General features: G+C 61.5%; 11 protein-coding genes. 9 read left to right on the forward strand and 2 right to left on the reverse strand.

Annotated features, from left to right (window positions below):
* The first annotated feature begins 266 nt into the window (after positions 1 to 266).
* Positions 267 to 1,034 carry a recombinase family protein gene (locus FJ490_RS13425; protein WP_140729526.1) on the forward strand — a complete coding sequence of 256 codons (768 nt, stop codon included), beginning with the start codon at positions 267 to 269 and terminating at the stop codon, positions 1,032 to 1,034.
* 286 nt (positions 1,035 to 1,320) lie between these two features.
* Here FJ490_RS13425 and FJ490_RS13430 read toward each other — a convergent pair whose 3' ends face one another.
* Positions 1,321 to 2,187 (reverse strand): hypothetical protein, encoded by an 867-nt coding sequence (locus FJ490_RS13430; protein ID WP_140729525.1) that lies wholly within the window; start codon positions 2,185 to 2,187, stop codon positions 1,321 to 1,323.
* 1,822 nt (positions 2,188 to 4,009) lie between these two features.
* Between FJ490_RS13430 and FJ490_RS13435 the strand changes: the two genes are divergently transcribed.
* The 4 genes from FJ490_RS13435 (at position 4,010) to FJ490_RS13450 (ending at position 10,753) form a co-directional block, all read left to right on the forward strand.
* On the forward strand, positions 4,010 to 4,363 hold the full coding sequence (locus FJ490_RS13435) for a hypothetical protein (RefSeq protein WP_140729524.1): 354 nt from the start codon (positions 4,010 to 4,012) through the stop codon (positions 4,361 to 4,363).
* A gap of 395 nt (positions 4,364 to 4,758) precedes the next feature.
* Positions 4,759 to 6,018 (forward strand): DUF6361 family protein, encoded by a 1,260-nt coding sequence (locus tag FJ490_RS13440; protein ID WP_140729523.1) that lies wholly within the window; start codon positions 4,759 to 4,761, stop codon positions 6,016 to 6,018.
* The gene (locus FJ490_RS13445) at positions 6,015 to 7,814 is read left to right on the forward strand and encodes a phospholipase D family protein (protein ID WP_140729522.1); all 1,800 of its coding nucleotides are present in this window, start codon (positions 6,015 to 6,017) and stop codon (positions 7,812 to 7,814) included. The genes FJ490_RS13440 and FJ490_RS13445 overlap by 4 nt, the downstream gene beginning before the upstream one ends.
* Entirely contained in the window at positions 7,814 to 10,753 is a 2,940-nt protein-coding gene (locus tag FJ490_RS13450; protein ID WP_181166231.1) for a DEAD/DEAH box helicase family protein, read from the forward strand. The genes FJ490_RS13445 and FJ490_RS13450 overlap by 1 nt, the downstream gene beginning before the upstream one ends.
* 704 nt (positions 10,754 to 11,457) lie before the next feature.
* Here FJ490_RS13450 and FJ490_RS13455 read toward each other — a convergent pair.
* Entirely contained in the window at positions 11,458 to 11,955 is a 498-nt protein-coding gene (locus FJ490_RS13455; protein WP_140729520.1) for a hypothetical protein, read from the reverse strand.
* 262 nt (positions 11,956 to 12,217) lie between these two features.
* Here FJ490_RS13455 and FJ490_RS13460 point away from each other — a divergent pair, with 262 nt between their 5' ends.
* The 4 genes from FJ490_RS13460 to FJ490_RS13475 all read left to right on the forward strand — a co-directional run bounded on the left by FJ490_RS13460 (position 12,218) and on the right by FJ490_RS13475 (position 17,584).
* A complete protein-coding gene (locus tag FJ490_RS13460; RefSeq protein ID WP_140729519.1) occupies positions 12,218 to 12,526 on the forward strand; it encodes a hypothetical protein in 309 nt (102 codons plus the stop codon).
* Between the two features lie 312 nt (positions 12,527 to 12,838).
* Positions 12,839 to 14,062 carry a Druantia anti-phage system protein DruA gene (locus FJ490_RS13465; protein ID WP_140729518.1) on the forward strand — a complete coding sequence of 408 codons (1,224 nt, stop codon included), beginning with the start codon at positions 12,839 to 12,841 and terminating at the stop codon, positions 14,060 to 14,062.
* 361 nt (positions 14,063 to 14,423) lie between these two features.
* Positions 14,424 to 15,686, forward strand: coding sequence for a hypothetical protein (locus tag FJ490_RS13470; protein WP_140729517.1), 1,263 nt, complete (start codon positions 14,424 to 14,426; stop codon positions 15,684 to 15,686).
* On the forward strand, positions 15,683 to 17,584 hold the full coding sequence (locus FJ490_RS13475; RefSeq protein WP_140729516.1) for a hypothetical protein: 1,902 nt from the start codon (positions 15,683 to 15,685) through the stop codon (positions 17,582 to 17,584). The genes FJ490_RS13470 and FJ490_RS13475 overlap by 4 nt, the downstream gene beginning before the upstream one ends.
* Position 17,585 lies beyond the last annotated feature (1 nt).

The raw sequence follows: 17,585 nt of genomic DNA on the forward strand, positions 1-17,585 counted from the left end.
AACCAAAGCCGTTCGATGAATGATGTCCCTCGGCCGGTTGGCCGATATGGGCTCGCCGTGGGTGCCTTCGAGACTTCGAGCCATGAGCTTCGACGGCCATTGCTGGTCGGCGGTTCAGCAGGAATGGGCTCCTGATATCTAAGGCGCTCCCCATGTTCCAATGACGGCGTGTTCAGGGCTTCAGAACCACTCCAATGTCGTCGTCTCCTGGTGTGTTAAGCGCAACCTTCGTTGACTGTTTACACAGTCCGAGCACACTAGGGTCTATGAGGCGCTTTGTTATCTATACCCGGGTATCGACGCAGGAGCAGGGCCGCAGCGGTTTGGGTCTGGAGGCGCAACGGCGCGACATCGACATCTTCCTACACGCCTTCACTGAGGTGCCTTGGGAGATCGTCGGCGAGTTCTGCGACATCCTGTCAGGCAAGAACGATACCCGGCCTGAATTGGCGAAGGCCCTGGACCTTGCAAAGCGCGAGGGCGCCGAGCTTCTGATTTCCAAACTCGATCGGCTTTCCCGCGACGTCGAGTTTATCGCTGGGACTATGAAGCGCGCCAATATCAAGGTTGCCACCATGCCGAACGCTGATCCTTTCCAACTGCACATTTACGCGGCGCTCGCCGAGAAGGAGCGCAAGTTTATCGGCGAGCGGACCAAGGCCGCCCTGGCAGCCGCTAAGGCACGAGGCGTCAAGCTGGGGGGCTATCGGGAGGGCAGCCTCGACCGACGGATCGCCGCCTTAAAGCGGACTGCAGACGATGATGCACGGCGCGTAATGGGCATCGTGCAGCCCCTTCGGCGGGCGGGAAAGTCGCTTCGACAAATCGCCGCAGAACTTGAGAAGCAGGGCATCCAAACGCCACGGCGAGCAGCATGGACCGCGAAGCAAGTCAGTTTGACGCTCGCCCGGCTGACAAGGTTGGCTTCAGCACCGGTAGACGGCGCGGCTGCGCCGACCGAGTCCGGACGTGCCGAGTCCGCCGATCGCTCTGAACCTGCGGCAGGCCGCGCGCCCTTTGGGAGCCGCTGGTAGGTCCGAGGTGGCTGGGCCCCTCGGGTTTGTCGGTGGCGGGGGGCGGGGACGGTTTGTGGGGCCCCTATCAGGTGCGCTCGCTTGGAGTTGACGGACGCCGCTTCGCGCCACACGTGACGTCGCCCCCAGCGCAACCGAAGGCGATTGCGGACTTGTAGAACGCAACTGACGCAGGCATTGTCGCCGGAACGAGACGAAGTCGGCGTCAAGCGAGACCGCAACTTTACTGTTTGCGGGTGCTAACCAGAGCACGTAGTCAACCGATCAGCATAGATCGCGACGAACCCTAAGAAAGCTTACTCAGTCCAATTAAGAACAATGTCGCCTCAAGTTCTCGTCTGATAGCCACTCCTCTTAGGTTCCCCGCCCATAGGCGCCTCATCTTCAGCATTTGCTCAGGGATTCCACTGTAGTTCTTTTCAACCATCAATTGCCTTATTGCGCGCATTTCTTTGTATCGACCATGCGGATCTTTCTTCTTAGGTATACTAAATGACGCGCCCCGATTGTACACCAGCGATACGAGTGCTCCTCGACAATCCTCCGGGAGATCCCCAAAATTTGGCAGTGCCCGCTCGGTTATGCCCACATAGCGCGGCTGCATGAGTTCAAGAAACTGCCGATGCGCTACAGCAAATGGAACTCTGATCGAAGCCATCTCCGCCGCAAGCTTCTTCGCGGGTTTGCCTATGATGCCTGACGCTAAAACTAACCTGTCGACCGCCGCCTTTTCGACATAACTGGCCCAATCCTTCCTTATGGCACGGCCGTCAGCGTAACCGAGATCGTAACCTACCCCCATGGTAACACCAGACTGGCCCTTCGGCCACGTCGGCGCCTGATACAGCTTTTCGTACACTTCGCCGCTGGACACCTCGAAGCGAATGAGTAGGTCAGTTGCGCGAGAGGAAATAGGCGTCGCCGAGGGCGCTTCTTGAGTCGGTGAAGTTTCCAGGCCGGCTGTCAAATCCACATACTCACGAAGCCCCCGAACTTTAGCGACGACCTCGGGCGTCGCATCCGAAATAAGAGCATCGTATTGATTCACCAGATCTATTTCTGTGGCTGCCTGCGACCGACCGGTATGGCTGAAGACAGATACGCTAGCCACAGATGCTGTCATCAGGAGGAAGTCGCGTCGATTGATGAACATGGAAACTGAACCCCTTAGCATCGCTTTTCCTCCTTCGTTGTCAGCTTGCTGTCAGAGATAAGTCTATTTTCCTCTATTAAACCATTTTAGAATGGTATAATATATTCCGAGTAGCTGCACCAACTTTTTGTTGCCGTCGGAATATTTTCGGCGAAGGAGAGGAACTTTGCTTATTTCTTGACAGCGAAACCAGGAGGAGGGGGTAGAGGGTATGTTCGCTCGTTGTGTATGTGTATTCCCTATGATTTTGCTAGTTGGATGCGAGACATCTGATGTTGCAGCTGTTGGTTCGTTGGTAAATGGGCTCGCCAATCAGTCCAACGACTACAATAGGCAACCTCAAGAATACTATAGACCTCCGGCGTACTCGCCCCCGAATGGAGGGTATTATCCGAACCAAGCACCCGTTCAAGCTACCCAAGCCACCCAAGCCCCTATGCAGGCTGTGCAGGCGGAAGGCGGGCTTTGCTACGACACGCAGTCAGTGAATCCCACTCTGCCTCAGTCTGCTCAATCGCCACTTGCTGCGAGGGCCCAATATTGCGGACCATCCCAGTAATATTGAGGAGTGTCCTAGTAATCTGGATGGCTCTGTGTGTCCACGGGACGGAAGCGCAGGCGTGTATTGAAAATGGCACCGCGTTACCGCGGTCCTATGAAAAAGTACTTAAGCATTGCGATACTTTATTTCATAGACTTCCTCTTGATAAAAAAGGAGAAATAACTAATCCTAAGCAAAAAGTACCGCACTATCGAAGATATAGAAATACATATAAGCTATATGATAAAGATTGCTTTTTCAAATGGGACAATCTTCACTGTCATACGCAAGTATTTCTTGCAGAGAATGTTGGCGCGTTATTCGAATCCGACAGTCCAGTTCCTTTTTGTACAGCGTTTAGACTAACAAGCGACGTCATCATGACGGCTGGTCATTGTGCTACTGAAGCCAGCTCCAAGGGAGCGGTCATGCGCCTATACGGGCATCCCCTTGAGGCGATCCATATTGGGGCTAGAATTGAACTTCCCCCTAACGGTGCGTCTTTGCCTGACTTAGATGACTTTGCCCTCTATCGGTTAGAGAAGCCACGCACTACCTCCACCTGGAATTTACAAACATTCAGTCGAGACGTGATCTCGAGCCAGGCGATTTTTATTGTTGCACCCAGTCTAATATCCGACGAGGCGTTTGATGATAATGCGCTCGTAGATAATTGGCTTAAGCAGATCCGTTTCTCGCGTGCACCGTCAAACCAAATATGGTTGGCGAGCGAAATGGATCACCCTCTCGGCGCAGGCCCCCAACGCGAGGAGTGTCTGTTTCATCGGAACTCAACGTTCTCTGGGATGAGTGGAGCTCCTATCATTGCCGCAACACGACCGAATGAACCGGGTGGAGTACCGACATTTCGTGTAATAGGTATTCATCTGCGAAACGCGTTTCCCTTGCAAGATCGTACCGGCGGATGTGGGGAGCATTACCCGTACAATGTAGGCATTAAGATCCCAGCGTCTGTACTGGACGCAATCTATCCAGTTCAATCGGACGGCCAAAGATAACCGCTTAGCCCAGCTGGCAGAGTTTTGACCCTGAACGCCGGCGTGCGAGATCGCCGCCGCAGGGACGGCCCGGTCGCCGGCACCGCCCTGCCGTGGTTAGTCGGTGGCGTAGGGCGGTGTTTGGGGCCCCTTGTCTGATGCGCTCACTTCGCGTTCGAATTGTCCACTGACCGCGTTGTCAGCAGACAGCGACCGACCATCTCCATGCCGTCCCACAGCGGTGCTATGGTCGGATATGGTCGGTAGCGAGGAAGACTAATCCATGGCCGCGATCACCCGCCGCACTCTCCTCGCGCTGACCGGCGCAGCTGTTGCCGTCGACCCGGTGTCCACCGGTGCAAGGACTTCGCCGAATCTGCAGACACTGATCGCGGCACATGAGGTGGCCTATGCCGCGTTCCACCGCGTTGTTAATCGAGCGGCGAGCGGCAGAGAGGACCGCGAGCGGGTCGACAGGGTCGAGCAGGAGGCGCTGCTGGCCGTCTGCTCATATACTGCGATCAGCCGAGATGACTGCCGGGCCAAGGCGAAATATCTGCTCGCCGTCGAGGCTCGGGGTGAACTCGATCTGGAAGTGCACATGCAGGCGATCTTGCACTCGATGATCCGAAGCTAATCGGGGCTGGACCGGCCTCAAGAAGTCTCAAACACGACGGCTGAGTGCGGGACGTCAGGCAGCATAGCCGGATGATGCCGGGGCGAAGAGCCGCCGGGGTTCGTCGGTGGCGGGGGTGGGGTTGGCTTGTGGGGCCTGTCAGGCGCGCCCGACCGACAACTCGTTCACAGTCGGGCCTTCCTCTACCGCCCGGATTGCCCCATCCGAAAGCCGAACTTCGTTCATCTTAGTTTTGGGGTCGCGTTACGGTGTGCGCTACGTGGAGCCGTGTAGACTTATCTAGCAGGTGCGCATCTGACTACCGCAACACTTGACCATCCCATGATCATCCGGCCTATTCGCTAGAGGGGAGGGATTTTCTATGGGGAGCCTGGTTCTGACGCTGGACGAGCTTCATGCTTGTCGATTCCAAGAGCAGCGATCGACATCAAAGGTGTTTGAGCGAGAGCGAGTGTCGTCCGATGGCTAGTATTGGTCCGGCCGTCGGCTGGTTCATGCTGTCGGAGGCCGACCGCGACGCCGCGAACCGCTATCTCTCGAAGCTCGCGTCGGATGGGACTCGCGACGAGCTCGGGTTCGCGCCCATACACTTCGCCTTCGCCGACCGGTTCTTCCCAGGAACATCGGTCCAGCACGCGCAACTGCGCTACGTCTTCTTCGTGGCGTGGACCTATCAGGAACTGCTCGCGTCGACCGCCGGCGAGCGCTTCAGCCGCGACCGTCTGTTCGAGATCGAGCGCCGTTACTCAAGGCGGTTGATGGATACGGTGCGCGAGCTGGAGAACTCGGGGATCTCGGGATGGGTGAAGTATCAGACGGGCGAGCGTCCGGTAGTCCGCGCGAGCACGATCTACTGGACCGCGCTCAGATCCTGGCGGATGGCAAACCCCGTAGCCGGCATCACCGGCGCCCCAACGGAAGTGCAATTGCAAGGTCTCTGGCCCCGCCTGCTCACCCGTGACGACGGTGACGGCGGAACGGTTCGGACTGCCACGCTGTTCGAGGATCTCCCCGGTCCACCACCGGGCTGGGCGAACAAGTCGGGGCAGTTGGACTTCGCCCTTCGGCGCTCGGAGGCCGACTACATCCGCCGTAAGTGGCGGGGGGCCGGCGAGGGAGGGACTCAGCCGCTTCTCAGCAGGCTGGCCGAGGCCGGGGTGACGGCGGAGTCTCTCTGGTCCGCTAAGATCAGGAACGTGGCGACCGTCGAGGAGCGGAAGGATCTACTCCTAGCGGAGAGGGCCGCCTCGGTCGCCTGCATCGCGCGTGCCGCCTACGCAGCCCTGGTCGAGGCCCAGCGCAATCAGGACCTCTCCACCGATGATCGCACCCATGCGGAGGCGCTTCCGCTACTCCGGGCGGAGCACCAGGATGCAGTCCTGGCGCTCGACGTCGCTGAACTGCGCAAGGCGACCGGCATCGACGGACGCCTGACCAGCTTCCTCGAAGCAGTCATCGACTGGGTGCGCGCCGACGAGCCGCTTGAGGCGATCATGCGGATTTTGGAAACCCGCGAGCGCGACCTGAAGGATGGCCGCGCCTACCTCTTGAACCAGAAGCGTCGCGCCGACTGGCGCAAGGGGATCGCAATGCCGCTCGACTACCGGTGGCCCGTGGTCCGCAACATGATCGAGTGCGTGTGGAGCGTCGGATGAGCTTCCGGAAAGATGACCGCGTGTCGATCTTCGGCGCGTTGCGGCCGGACGAGGGCCAGACCGTCTCCCGCGCCGTGGTCGCGACATATTCGCTCGACCTGATCGCCATGCTGGGGCTCGTGCTCGCGCTCGGCGGGGACGCGGAGGTCGAGTTCGAGAGCTCGCCGCTCGGTCTCGTCAAGGCGTTCGACCGCGTGCGGGGCAAGCTCCAGGTGATCCACCAACTCGGCCGGATCGTCGTGCCGCGCGCGCACCGCTCCATCCTCCCGCTGCTCGACACGATGGTCTCTGCGATCGCCACGAACGAGCGGGAGCAGAGCTGGCACCCCAAAGTCGCGCTCATCCGCTACGAGGGCGACGCGGTCCAATGGCGGTTCTGGATCGGAAGCCGCAACCTCACGGGATCCTCCGATCTCGACGCCGGTCTGCTCCTCGTCAGCTCGCGCGACAAGTCTGCGCGGTCCGTTCCGGACATCTCCAGCCTCGCGCGGGACCTCCTCCGGGATTCCAGCCTCACGGCCGACGAACTCGAGGAGCTCGGGACGGCGCGATGGGTGGCGCCGCCAGGCGTCACAGTGCGCAGCCTCCTATGGCGTCGACCGGGCGAGACGCGCAGGTTCGTCGGGGCGCCGCTGCTTGGTCGAGGCGAGCGGGCGAGCGCGGTCAGCCCATTCATCGACCGCACTGGCTTGGCTGAGGTTCTCAAGGCTGGATGCGCCAAGGTTACGCTGCTCACCACCGACATGGCGGCCGGCGACTGCTCTCCAGTCAGCGGTGTCGCCTTCCGCACCGCCACAGCTCCGGAACCCGAGACGGAGGTCTCGGTCGAGCAGCAGATCGACGACAAGGTCGGGGAGTTCACCGAGCTGCCTCTGGCAGGCGTCCACGCGAAGCTCCTCGCCGTCACCAAGGGGGACAAGACAGTGCTCATGCTGGGCAGTGCTAACTTGACGGAGCGCGGGCTGATCGGGCCCAACGCCGAGGCAGTCGCGATCCTAGACCTGAGGAATCCTGTGCTCGCCGACACCCTGCACGAGTTCGTCCATTCGGGGTTCGAGTTTCGCAAGGTTGAGATCAATGAGGAGATCGCTGAGCAGGAACGCGCGAGGCGAACGCTCGACGAGCAGATATCGATGCTGCTCGAATGCGATTTCACCCTTGCGTACGACGAGGAAGGGCTGCTGCTGCGGGTAGGGGAGGACGCCGACGAGGCGCTCGCGACCGCCCGCTTCGAGGCGTCGCCCTTCCTCGAGCCAGACGCCTGGGTCGATCTGGGCAGTGGCGTCCGGACAGTCCGGCTACTCAAGGGCGTGGTGACACTGAGCGAGCAGACCTCGCTCGTCACGTTCCGGGCGAGCAGCCTCAGTGACTCCGCGATCCAGAGGAGCTGGGTGCTCTCGCTACCGGTCGAGGGCATGGACGACGAGCGCCGCGACCGGGCGCTGCTCGTACGCTACGTCGGGGCAAGCAGGTTCCGTGACTGGCTCAGATCGCTGCTCGACGGTGTGGACGGAACGGCGGGACAGCGATGGTCGGAGCCGCGCCCGGGCAGGCAGCCCGGAGGCGCCCTCCGGCTGTCCGAGATGTTCACGCTCGAGACCATGCTATCCGCTTGGGCCCGCGATCCGCGGGCGTTCGAGCGCCGCATCGCCGGCATGATGGTGATGCTCGAATCCTTCCGCGAGGCCTTTCAGGCGCTCCCCGACGAGGGGCAGAGGCGGGCGGCGCTCGATGACCTCGATGACGTCCAACCGTTCCTCCAGGCGGTCCACTGCGCTGTGCACGGAGCAGCATGATGGACCTGGCAGCCTTCCAAAGGCGCACGGTGGAGGTGGCGCGCCAGACCCTGGAGGCCAGCGGCCCTAGGCGTTTCCTGATCGCGGACGAGGTCGGCCTTGGCAAGACCGTCGTCGCGCGCACCATCGCCAAGGAACTGCGCGTGAGCCGCAAGCGTCTGAACGTGATATACATGTGCCCCAGTCTGGAGATCGCGGGGCAGAACAGGCCGAAGTTCGTTTCACTCACCGACATCGACGAGAAGGAGTATGACGCCGGCGAGGACCGGCTCGTCCTGGTACCCGGAACTCCGCCCCAGGAAGGGAATGGGTTCCGCATCTTCACTTTCACGCCGGAGACGAGCCTTCCAGGCTGGAAGCCGGGGCCAAGGACGGGACGAAAGGCGGAGCGGGAGCTGATTGGGTCTGCGCTCGACCGTTTCCCGTTGCTCCGGTCCGTCGTGCTGAAGCTCGACCGTGAACGTGCAGGGAATGGGCGCCGGCTACTGCAGGAGCGCGGGAACCTGACGGGTTACACCGCCATCGGCATCGAACGTTCGATGCGCGACATCTTCGACTGCCCGACCGGCAACGTCGAGAGGGCCGTCCTCGCCTGGCTGGACCGCGAGGACGTCGATGTGGTTGAGTTCGTCGCCCGCTTCCGCTCCGTCCTCGCGCTCGCGGCGCTCCGGTCCAGAACGGTGAAGCCCGATCTCGTGATCCTGGACGAGTTCCACCGCTACGCCGACCTCATACTTCCGAGGCCGGAGCAATCGGACGTGCGGCTGAAGCGCGAGCGCGCCCGGGTGCACCGGCTGCTCGTCGACGCGCTCCTCGGAGGTGAAGACCGTCCGGCGGTGCTCCTGCTGTCGGCCACGCCCTACCGGTTGCGCCGGCTCGACGGCGAGGAGATCCATCCCGTCGACCACTATCGCTCCCTGATCGACCTAGTCGGGTTCCTCGCGGACGACCGAGACCACAAGGCCGTGGTCGAGGGCGCTTTCCGCGAGTACCACGACGCGCTCCGCACCGCTGGGACGGCGGATGCAATACGCCAGTCGGTCCATGCGGCGAAGCTGCGTCTGGAGGGGCTGCTCCGCCCACTGATGGCGCGTACGGAGCGCGCGCTGGTTCACGAGGAGGATTTGTTCGAGCGCAGGAATCGACAGGTGGAGATCGAAGCGCAGGACCTCGTCCTGTTCAAGCACTTCGCGGAGACATCAGGCAGCGAGTTCGCCGGCTGGGCTCCGGCGATGTGGAGCTCGATCCCTTATCCCGCTCAGACGATGCACGGCTATAAGGTGTGGGACGCCCTCTCCGCTGCGAAGCCGGCCCCGATCGAGGCAGGATCCGGCCGCGGTGCCTTCGCTCATCCTCAGCTCCGACAGCTCGCCGAGATGGCCGGCGACGCGGCGCACCTGTCTCTGCCATGGCAGCCGCCGACTGTGGGTTGGTGGAAGCTAGAGGGGCCGTGGTCCACCAAGAGGCAACTGCCGGGAAAGACGTTGCTTTTCAGCAAGTGGCGCGGCGCGCCGACCGCGATCTCCGCCCTGCTCTCGATGCACCTCTCCGGCGGACTGCGCAAACCGAAGGAGAAGGCGCCGACGCCGCTCCTCCGTCCAGGGGGCAGCGAGACCGGAGCGCTCGTCGGCCTCTTCATGCCGTGGCCGAACCTTGCCTTTGCGCTCGAGCCTCTAAAGTCGGCCGATGCATCGGTCGCGACTGTACGTAGGGACGCGCGACGGCAGCTCGAGGATTATCTGGGCGGCAGAGGCATCAAGCTCGACGGCCGCGAGAAGCGACCAACGTGGATTGTGGCCGCCGGCGTCGAGCGAGCCCTCTCCAAGTTCTCCTATCAGCGCGTCTCCTCGCTAGCCTCTAGGGCGAGTCGGGGTGCCAAGGCGAAGGATTGGCAAACGCTGGAACAGATCTTCCATATCTCCCCCGCCGAACTCTCAGCACTGGCGGAGTATCTGCTCTCTTCTCCGGGCTCGATCGTCGCGCGATGCGTCGCCCGACACCGCGTGCCGCAGGACACGTCTCGCGAAAGACAGCGAGTGTTTGCATTCGCGTGGGACAACCTGAGGCCGTATCTCGGTCACCGGACCTTCGCCGAGCTGATCCTCGCCGCAACCAGGCGCAAGCGCTACCCGGACGCACTTGGCGAAGCGACGCTGAAGGGAGGCTTCGAAGCCGTTCTCGACGAGCAGATGGGACTGCTTAGCCAGCTCGGCGACGCGGAGGGAATCAAAATCATCGATCAGCTTTCCGCGAGCCTGCTCGATCGTCCAGGCTTGGTGCAGTTCCGCCGCGGCAGGACGAAACACCGCGTGCCGGTCCAGGCGGTGTTGCCCTTCGCCGGTGGAGATCAGAGCCGTGGCGGCAAGAAGAAGGGCAAGCGCGTCCGCAGCGATACGCTGCGCCGCGCGTTCAACTCGCCCTTCTGGCCGCACATGCTTTGCACGACCTCCATCGGTCAGGAAGGACTGGACTTTCACCTATGGTGCAGCCGAATCGTTCACTGGGACCTCCCCGGGGACCCGGTCGACTTCGAGCAGCGCGAGGGACGCATCGCGCGCTACGGCAGTCTCGCGGTGCGCCAGTCCCTGGCATGCAGGCACGGCGGGGAGGCCCTGTCGCAGGCTGATATCGGGAGTCCCTTCGGTAAGCTGATCGAGCTCGCCCGGCAGGTGAAGGATGGCCGAACCGGTCTGGAGCGCTGGTGGCTGCCTGAGAGTGGGCGGCCGACCAGCGTCAGCTTCGACTGGCGCTTCAGCCTGAGGGCTGCACGTCGCGATAGAATGCTGCAGGACCTACTCTATTACCGGCTCGCACTCGGCCAGCCGGATCCGCATGCATTCGTAAGCATGCTGCAGCGCGTGGGTGCCGACAAGACCGACGCCCGAAGTCTCGCCATCGACCTATCGGCGATCTCGCGCTTTTCCGCTCCACCAGCTTGAGGCGAACGCTAGGCGTCGGGGGAGGCGTGAGAGATGGAGCAGGTGGCGGGGCTGGACTTCGAACCTCTCGCCGGGCACATGCGGTGAGCTTTGCTGATATCCAAAACCACAAATCCCTACCGAGCGCATCAAGCTGCCCTTCGAAATCTTGTTGCTCCGGATTGGGTATCTTCCATCGTTTGCTCCAGATCGAGGAATATACCGTTCTGTGCCTGGTGAAGTTGCCGTCGTAATTGACTGCGGCGCACGCGACATCAAATTCTGAACTCTGGGCAGCGTCTGTCATTTCTCATCAATGTCATCCACCACATACCGCTGGATGCCACGAACATGACTGGGCATGACAATTAGCTCGCGCTCACGGCGTCATTGCCATCAAGAGCGGCCTCTACATTTCCAAACGCAGATTTCCACTCTGGTAGCGCCGCCCGAAGATGTAGGCATCCACGCATCGCACAACGGGGTGAGCAGTTGCCGTGTTCCTTTCTTCTGCTTTTGAATCTTGCGACCTTCGCCTTGCGAGACAGGCCATGGATCATGGTCGTCTTGCCATGATCGTTGTCCGCGAGCGGAACTACAAATAGTCGCCTGACGATCTTCATATCCCCTCGATTTGGTCGGCTTCTAGATGTTCTGCTTGGGTGGTCGCCGGTCGAAGCGATCAACTGGGGCAAGTCGCGCGTATTTGGAAGGGGCAACGTATATCATTGTGCTTGTTCGCGCCCCCATCTCCAAGACGCATCCCGAGACTCGTGATGAAAGGCCAATTCGTCGACGATCGGAATTCCTAGGCGTCGAGCACCTGCGGCGAACCCAGCAAGAGAATACTCTTCGAGTTCACCTGTTTTCAGGCCGCTTTGGTTGACGCAGAGTGCGGTCAACATCGGCAGCCCACGGGCGTAACAAACGTCGAGTAGCCGATCTAGGTGGCCGTTTGCGCCACTTATGAGCCGGTGTGCCTGGCTCCATGCAACATCGCTGGCCTTCGCCAGATCCCCATAGGTTATGCATCTTTGTTCGATCGCTGCCTGGCGTAAGAGAGCGAGCGACTTGTCGATGTTAAGTTTGTGCTTGATCTGGCTGCGCCTTGCCCGTTCCTCCAGCAGTTCGTGATAGAACGGTAGGGCCGTTGCGCCCTTCTGCTCGTAATTGCGGATGAAATTTTCAATCTCCCTGTCTGTCTTCGCCGGCAAAGCGGTCATCGCAATCTCCAATACGTGGTAAAGGATATTATCACATATAGACCCGAGAAGGCGGTTTAGAGGTGCGCGGCGAGACTCGCATTCTTTGCTGTCCGTCCTGCTTTGAATTGCATCTGCGAAATTCCCGCGTATCCTGCTTGTGCGCATGTGAGCATAAGGTGGCGCCTGGCGCCTTGATTGGCCACCACACTAAGAACCACCGTCGGGCTGGCGACCGACAGGCTGATGTCACAAACGCCACTCCAAGAAGGAATATCCTCTCATGGATTCCAATGCCATTATCGCGTCCCTGCCAATCGCCGGGACTGATCGTTCTGTGCTGATCGAAGTCGCTAACGCCGCGTTCGAGGCCGTCATTGAGCGGATTGAACCGAACAATGAGGAACTAACCCGGAGCCTTTGGGATGCCGGCGACTACATCGACAATAGCCTGTTCCCGGACCTAATCACCCCTGACAAGCTGCCGATGCCACGCGACGAGGTTGCGTACCTCATCGACGTATTCCTGGTGCATCATGTCATTCGTCTGGCAGAGGAGGCAGACAGAGAGGCCGCCGAACCGCGGCCTTGAACCGCGCAAGGCGGTAATCGGGCTGAGGCCTCGCCAGTTGCGGCGGCGTCAGGTTGTTGCCTCGTTCTTGAGGACGGCGCGATCAAAAGGGTAACCTTTGCCGCCACCTCTTCGAGGGTGGCGGTAAGCCGGTCGTAAAGAATCCGGGGTGTTGTCGTGGGCGATTAGGATTGAAGGATCGACAGCGCTCGCGAATCTCAGCCTTATGCGACTGCCTGCCTTCGAGGGCAGCTGATAGGTTTAGACTGTTGATCGATTGTCGAGTGCAAACAACAATCTGGAACAACCAGAGGGATCGGGGGGAAAGTACCGATGGGCAGGGGTATACTAGTTAAGTTTCCGACGCCGGAAGCGCAACTGAAACGCGCGGTCCGCCAGCATCTCAAGCGCCTTGGGTTCAAAAAGGGTAAGAACGGCTTGCTCTTGCCGCCGGGGCAAGACAAGGAGGCGGTGCGCCAGCTCCATGGCGAGCAACGCAGAGACAAGCTTGAGGCGAACACGGTCTTCCTTGCCCGATGTGCCGAGGAACTCCTGCCCCATTTTGCAGACGGCGACGAGATTGAACCTGCCAACATCAGGTTGGCGCTTCGGCGAGTGCGCAGCGATACCAAGGATGCGGAACTGTTCCGGCTGGCCACGCTAACCTGGTCCGTACCCGTATCGGCGGGATTTGGCCGCCGCCTGCGCTACCTGGTGTGGGACGAGGGTCACGACCGTCTGGCGGGGATCATCGCTTTGGGCGACCCTGTTTTCAATCTGTCGGTACGCGACAAGTTGGTCGGCTGGAACTCGGCTGACCGCTCGTTGCGGCTGGTGCACCTGCTGGACGCTTATGTGCTGGGTGCTGTGCCGCCGTATTCGTTCCTGCTCGGCGGCAAGGCTGTGGCTGCACTGGTGCGGACGCAGGAAGTGGTGCGGGATTTCAAGGACACCTACGGTGAGTCCATCGGTATCATTTCGGGTGCCGCCAAGCACGCCAGCCTGCTGATGGTGACAACTAGCTCATCGATGGGGCGTTCGTCGGTCTATAATCGATTGGCCCTTGGCGGCACGCGGTACTTTCAGCCGGTGGGTTATACCATCGGCTGGGGGCACTTCCATATTACAGACGCCCTGTTCGAGAAACTGCGAACCTATCTCCGGCAGCTCAACCACGGCTACGCCGACCACCATGAGTACGGCAAGGGACCGAACTGGCGGCTGCGCACCATCAAGGCGGCGCTGACGCGGCTGGGCTTCAAAGACTCGCTGCTAAAACACGGCATTCAGCGGCAAGTGTTCCTGTGCAGCCTGGCCGCCAACACGGTCGACATCCTCCGTGGGAGCGGAGCCGATCCTGACTACAGCAACCTATTGAGCGTCGCAGAGGTATCGGCGCTGGCCGTAAGCCGCTGGATGGTACCGCGCGGCATCCGCGAGCCGGCTTATCGCAATTGGTGCAAAGACCGCGTGCCAGAGCTTGTGAGCGGCGCCATTGCCGGTAGCCTCGCCGAGTTGAAGGAACAGTCTGGGCAACCTGCCAGTCGAACGGGTTGAGAGGATGTATTTCGCCATCGACGTTGCGAGCGGACAGCGGGTGGAGGCCTCTCTGGCGCAGCGGTACCGCCGTTACTCCTGTCCAGTGTGCGGTGCCCGCGTTAGCCCCCGGCAAGGCATCTACCGCGACGCGCACTTTGCCCATGTCTCGGGTGCCGCGCGACCGGAGTGCTACCTTTATCATGCGTCCGAGGGGTGGCAGGGGCCAGGGGCGGAGCCGGCCGTGCAATCGCGGCCAGAGCCAGCCACTCCTCAGTTGCCTCTTGCCCTTACTCTGCATGTGCAGCCGCCCGTCAGCAGGGTACCGGCCCGCTGGGACCTTGAGGTGCAGATTCCGCGCGCGCCCACCCCGAGAGGTAGGTTGACCTTCGACGGCGGTGGCGACGGGTTCCGGGTCGAGGTAGCCTGTTCCCGGCTGCACGCTGGAGCGCAGGCCTACGCAGTTAACCCTGACTCCCCGGCGTTCCGTGTGGCTTGGGTCAGCGGGGACGTGGACAACGCCTTCGGCGTCGCCGTGCAGGAGCGCATACCCGGCTTAGATTCCGTGCGGAGCACGGTCTTTTCGGCCGGCAGAGGCAGCCGACAAGCGTTGGTAAACGGCCTGGACTGGGGCGCTACCTATTATTTCGTGCAGCGTGCCGAGCTCGTCACGAGTGTGCCGCCGCAACTCGCAGTTAGCCGTCTGGCCGACCTGAAGCAGTGGAGCTGCCTGCTGGTCACGCTTCCGCAGGTGGCCGACGATGGACTGGCCGAGTGGATCAGGCGGGCTACCGGTTTGGCGGTGCAGCGGGCCAAACGTCGCTGGGGTGTGGTGTCACCGCCCATGCACTTCATTGACGCATCGGCGCGCCTTGTCCTGGACACCAGGGGCGAACTCACCTTGGCGATCCATGCAGGCGATGACCATGGTGAGGCAATCCTGCGCGCGCGCAGCGGTGATGACAGTGCGTCCGTATCCCTCGCACGGGGACAGTGGCACTTTATACGGGTCAGCGGCTTTCCGGCGACCGAGCCGCCTGTCCTGGAGGCCGAGGGGCGGCTACTGCCAGAGGTATTGGTCAGATCTGTCGTGCGAGCTGCAAGGGGGGCTCTTCTGACCTTCGGTTCACGCTCGGTGTCGGCGAGCTCGGCCGAGGCACGGCCACTACTTGAGCAGGTGCGGGCCGGCTCGCTCGACCTCTCGGGCCTCAATGTTCCGCGCGGATTAGTTCCACGCCTTCGGTCGCGGCCGGTGGGAGCTATCGATTGGAACCAGCACGCCTTCGCGACCACCGCCGCGGAACCCCATTCGGCGACCGAGACAGTGACGACGGACGCCCTCGCCGAACTACAAAACGCGCTGCGTGACACTAAACGCGACGTGGTATTGGACTTGGGTCCGTTCGGCGCATGGTGGTTCGATATGCGGGTGGCCACGGCCGGGGCGATCCCGCACCTGCCAGCAGCCACCCGTGCGCATGCCCTTTGGGTTCTCGCCGCCGCTGGACAGGCGGGCGTCGCTTCAAGGTCGCAGTCCGACGAGACGCTTTCGACCGCGTTGCGCGCCCTGATTGCGCCGCGTTGGCTTGAGGCTCACCACCGTCTTGCCTTGACCCGGATTCGCGGAAACAGGGAGGCAACATGACCCAGCCGTCGCCCACACCCCAGGCTGTCAAGCGGCTACGCGCGCTTGGTGACCGCGAACTGCTGGCGTTCGTCAACGAAGTAACCAGCAGGACCAGCCGGGAACTGATGAGTGTGCTGCCTAGTGTTGACGGCTTTCGCAAGGATAGTGCCGCCAGCCTCCCGAAGCGCAAGCAGGCGCTGCTCCATCACTTTCTCAAGAAGGGCGGCGCTCCCAAGGCCAAGGAGCGCGCCGACATCGCCTACTATTATCTGTGGCGGGCGTGGGCGGAACAGCACCTGAAGGATGTCGAGGGTCTCGCTGCGATGCTCGACGCGATCGAGAATGCAACAGCAAAAGACCATCCACAGGTGGTCACGGACCAGCCGCAAGCGGAGATAGAAGCGCTGTTCGGCAGTCTGCATGAACAGTCCTTTCTCAACCATTGTGCTGCAGAGACGATCACGCGTCTTCTCCAATTTAGCCCCTTCGAAACCACCGATGCGCTTGAGCGGCTCGTAAGCAGCGCCAAACCGCTGGTGGCGGTGGAGAGAGACCGGGAGTTGTCCCTCCTCCCGAAGCGTATGCAGGGCTATGAGGAACTGTTGAAAAGCCTGCAGGGCGACGTTGAGAGGTCGTCAGGCGAGGTAGCACGATTGGCGGAGGCCGTGACCGGTCTCGTGGCGCGGCCAGCTCCGGTGGTCGCAGAGGGCGTCCTTACGCGCGCACTAGAAACGGTGCTTGCCGAATTGGCGGCTGTGCGGAAGGAATTGGAAACCCATGGCGAGGCCGTTGCGCGTATCAGTGCCGCGGCAGACGGGCGCCTGAAGGCCGTCGAACGTAGCGTCGCCGACCTGGGGGCGCTCTGGAGCGACACCGAGGACCGGGCGGGCAAGCAAACCGCGGAGCTGCAACAACAGCTTGCCGACATCACCGAGAGGGTTGGGCAACTGGGGCAGAACGCCAGCCCGGCTCCGGTGCAGACCGACGCACCATCCGTGGCGTCCACCCCATCGCTACGGGTTGTGCCGCTGGAGCAGCGGCCGGATCCGATCAAGGCTCTCGCGACGGGTACCGAGGCTGCAGCCCTGCTGACATCGAACTACGTTGCGCTTGGCCTGAAGTCTCCGGGCGCCGCAGTCTTTGCGGAGGAAGTGCTCGCCGCTGCCGTGACCGGCAGGGTCCTGTTTCTCAAGGGATCATTCTCGACAGAGCTTGCCCGTGCGACGGCAATGGCGCTCGCCGGGAATCATGTGGTGCGGGCGCGGGTGCCAGTGGGTTCTGTCGATGCAGCGACGCTCGACACCGATGTGGTGGCGACACTTGGCAAACAGGACGGCATGATCGGGGCACTGGTGCTGGAGCGGGTCAACAATGCACCCTTCGAACTGCTGGCCGATGCGATCGCTGACCTAGTCCGCGACGGAAGCGTCTTGGTGGTGGCAACACTTGCGGACGGAGTTTCGACATTTCCAGAGCAGCCGCTCTATCTCCAACTGGGTCCGGTGTTCGACGCGGATGTGCTGGACTGGAGCATTTTTCCGAAGGCCAACGCAACTGCCTCCGCAGGGGCGCTGGCGTCGCTCGATCCCAAAGCCTTGTCGATGCAACTCTCCAAAGGCAAAGCCCAAACGGAAGAATTGCTGAGGCTTTTGCGGAAGGATCGTTCGTTGCGCAACCCGCGCATCGAGCGGACTGCAACAGCCTTCATGTCCACGCTTGAGGGTTTCCGTACTTCAAATGCGCCTACCTCGCTCCAATCCACCTCCTACGGCTGGCTGTCGCCGTTATGGCGCATGACGGGCTTGGCACCGGAGGACATCGAGGACGAACTCGATGGCGGGCGGATCGATAGCGAGGGCCATGTAGACACACGGCTCCAACTCCTGCTCGACCTTGCTGGTATCAGGAGGGAGTAGC

The sequence above is a fragment of the Mesorhizobium sp. B2-5-11 genome, assembly GCF_006440835.1.
GTDB lineage: Bacteria > Pseudomonadota > Alphaproteobacteria > Rhizobiales > Rhizobiaceae > Mesorhizobium.

Excerpts from the sequence above, each read along its gene's own strand:
- FJ490_RS13460 (WP_140729519.1), top strand. The coding sequence starts at position 12,218 with ATGGATTCCAATGCCATTATCGCGTCCCTGCCAATCGCCGGGACTGAT.
- FJ490_RS13475 (WP_140729516.1), top strand. The coding sequence starts at position 15,683 with ATGACCCAGCCGTCGCCCACACCCCAGGCTGTCAAGCGGCTACGCGCG.
- FJ490_RS13425 (WP_140729526.1), top strand. The coding sequence starts at position 267 with ATGAGGCGCTTTGTTATCTATACCCGGGTATCGACGCAGGAGCAGGGC.
- FJ490_RS13445 (WP_140729522.1), top strand. The coding sequence starts at position 6,015 with ATGAGCTTCCGGAAAGATGACCGCGTGTCGATCTTCGGCGCGTTGCGG.
- FJ490_RS13435 (WP_140729524.1), top strand. The coding sequence starts at position 4,010 with ATGGCCGCGATCACCCGCCGCACTCTCCTCGCGCTGACCGGCGCAGCT.
- FJ490_RS13465 (WP_140729518.1), top strand. The coding sequence starts at position 12,839 with ATGGGCAGGGGTATACTAGTTAAGTTTCCGACGCCGGAAGCGCAACTG.
- FJ490_RS13430 (WP_140729525.1), bottom strand. The coding sequence starts at position 2,187 with ATGTTCATCAATCGACGCGACTTCCTCCTGATGACAGCATCTGTGGCT.
- FJ490_RS13440 (WP_140729523.1), top strand. The coding sequence starts at position 4,759 with ATGCTTGTCGATTCCAAGAGCAGCGATCGACATCAAAGGTGTTTGAGC.
- FJ490_RS13455 (WP_140729520.1), bottom strand. The coding sequence starts at position 11,955 with ATGACCGCTTTGCCGGCGAAGACAGACAGGGAGATTGAAAATTTCATC.
- FJ490_RS13450 (WP_181166231.1), top strand. The coding sequence starts at position 7,814 with ATGGACCTGGCAGCCTTCCAAAGGCGCACGGTGGAGGTGGCGCGCCAG.